The following is a 2,086-nucleotide window of genomic DNA, read 5'->3' on the forward strand; positions in this document are numbered from 1 at the left end:
ACGATCACCGAACGGCCCGAGTAGTCGACGCGCTTGCCGAGCAGGTTCTGGCGGAAGCGCCCCTGCTTGCCCTTCAGCGTGTCGGAGAGCGACTTCAGGGGCCGGTTGTTCGAGCCCTTGAGCACCCGGCCGCGCCGGCCGTTGTCGAACAGCGCGTCGACCGCTTCCTGCAACATGCGCTTCTCGTTGCGCACGATCACCTCGGGAGCGCGCAGCTCGAGCAGCTTTTTGAGCCGGTTGTTGCGGTTGATCACGCGGCGGTAGAGGTCGTTGAGGTCACTGGTCGCGAACCGCCCGCCGTCGAGCGGCACCAGCGGACGGAGCTCGGGCGGAATCACCGGGATGACGTCCAGGATCATCCACTCGGGACGGTGTCCGCTGCCCCGGAAGGCATCGACGACCTTCAGCCGCTTCGCCGCTTTCAGCCGGCGGATCTGGCTGGTGTCGGTCTTCATCACGATGCGCAGCTCTTCGGCCAGCTCCTCGAGATCGATCCGCGACAGCAGCTCCTTGATCGCCTCGGCACCCATGCGCGCCTCGAAGGCGTCCTCGTCCCACTCTTCACGCAGCTCACGAAAGCGTTCCTCCGACAGCAGCTCACGCTCCTTGAGCTCGGTGTCCCCCGGCTCGATGACGACGTAGCTTTCGAAGTAGAGAATGCGCTCGAGATCGCGCAGCGAGAGATCGAGCAGATGGCCGATGCGGCTCGGCAGCCCCTTGAAGAACCACACGTGCGAGACCGGGCTGGCCAACTGGATGTGGCCCATGCGCTCGCGCCGGACCCGCGAACGGGTGACTTCGACTCCACACTTGTCGCACACCACGCCGCGGTGCTTCATGCGCTTGTACTTACCGCACAGGCACTCCCAATCGGTGATCGGACCGAAGATCTTGGCGCAGAAGAGCCCGTCGCGCTCCGGCTTGAAGGTGCGATAGTTGATGGTCTCCGCCTTGGTGACCTCGCCGAATGTCCAGGAGTTGATCTTCTCCGGAGACGCGATCGAAATGCGGATGGCGTTGAAGTCCTTGAGCGATTGCGGCTTATCGAAAAAATGGACTGATTGCAACGTTTGCCTCCTTCGCGAAACGGCGCAGCGGACGTGGATGCATCGCGGCTAAAACGAGATCGTAGTTTCGGAATGGTGTGTTCATGTCTCGAGCAACTCAGGTCTTCAGCAACTCGATGTCCAGGCACAGGCTCTGCAGCTCGCGAACCAGAACGTTGAACGATTCCGGAAGACCCGGGTCCTCGGGAACGTCGCCCTTGACAATCGCTTCATAGACGCGGCTGCGTCCTTCGACGTCGTCGGACTTGACGGTCAACAGCTCCTGCAAGGTGTAGGCCGCGCCATAGGCCTCGAGCGCCCAGACTTCCATTTCTCCGAAGCGCTGGCCGCCGAACTGGGCCTTACCGCCCAGGGGTTGCTGAGTGATCAGCGAGTACGGGCCGATCGACCGGGCGTGGATCTTGTCGTCCACCAGGTGCGAGAGCTTCAACATGTAGATGTAACCGACCGTGACTCTCTGCTCGAGAGCTTCGCCGGTCACACCGTCGTAAAGCCGGGTCTTGCCAGAGGTCGGCAGCTCGGCTTCCTCCATGTACTCCTTCATCAGCTTTTCGCTGGCGCCGTCGAAAACCGGCGTCGCGAATTTCAGACCCAGGGCCTCCCCGGCCCACCCGAGGTGGGTCTCGAGAATCTGTCCGACGTTCATACGGCTCGGTACGCCGAGTGGATTGAGCACGATCTCGACCGGCGTGCCGTCGGGCAGATAGGGCATGTCCTCCACGGGAAGAATCCTCGAGATGACGCCCTTGTTGCCGTGACGGCCGGCCATCTTGTCGCCGACCTGGAGCTTGCGCTTCATGGCGACGTAGACCTTGACCAGCTTGATCACGCCGGGCGGCAGCTCGTCACCCTTCTGCAACAGAGCCACTCGCTCCTCGTTGACCCGGTGGATGACGTCGATGTGAGATTCCGTCTTGCGGTAGATCTTCTCCACCGTATCGTGCATCTTGGAATCGGCGAGCGGCAAGCGCAGGATCTCGGCCCGGGTCAGGCGCTGGAGCGCCTGGTTGGTGATCTTG

General features: G+C 62.3%; 2 protein-coding genes. Both read right to left on the reverse strand.

Annotated elements, in window-relative coordinates:
• The coding region (locus GY769_21515; GenBank protein MCP4204497.1) for a DNA-directed RNA polymerase subunit beta' at window positions 1–1,067 on the reverse strand (1,067 nt) is incomplete at its 3' end.
• Between the two features lie 97 nt (window positions 1,068–1,164).
• Window positions 1,165–2,086, reverse strand: a 922-nt coding sequence (locus GY769_21520) for a DNA-directed RNA polymerase subunit beta (protein ID MCP4204498.1), incomplete at its 5' end; no start/stop codon positions are given.

Source organism: bacterium (assembly GCA_024224155.1).
Classification (GTDB): Bacteria; Acidobacteriota; Thermoanaerobaculia; order Multivoradales; family JAHEKO01; genus CALZIK01.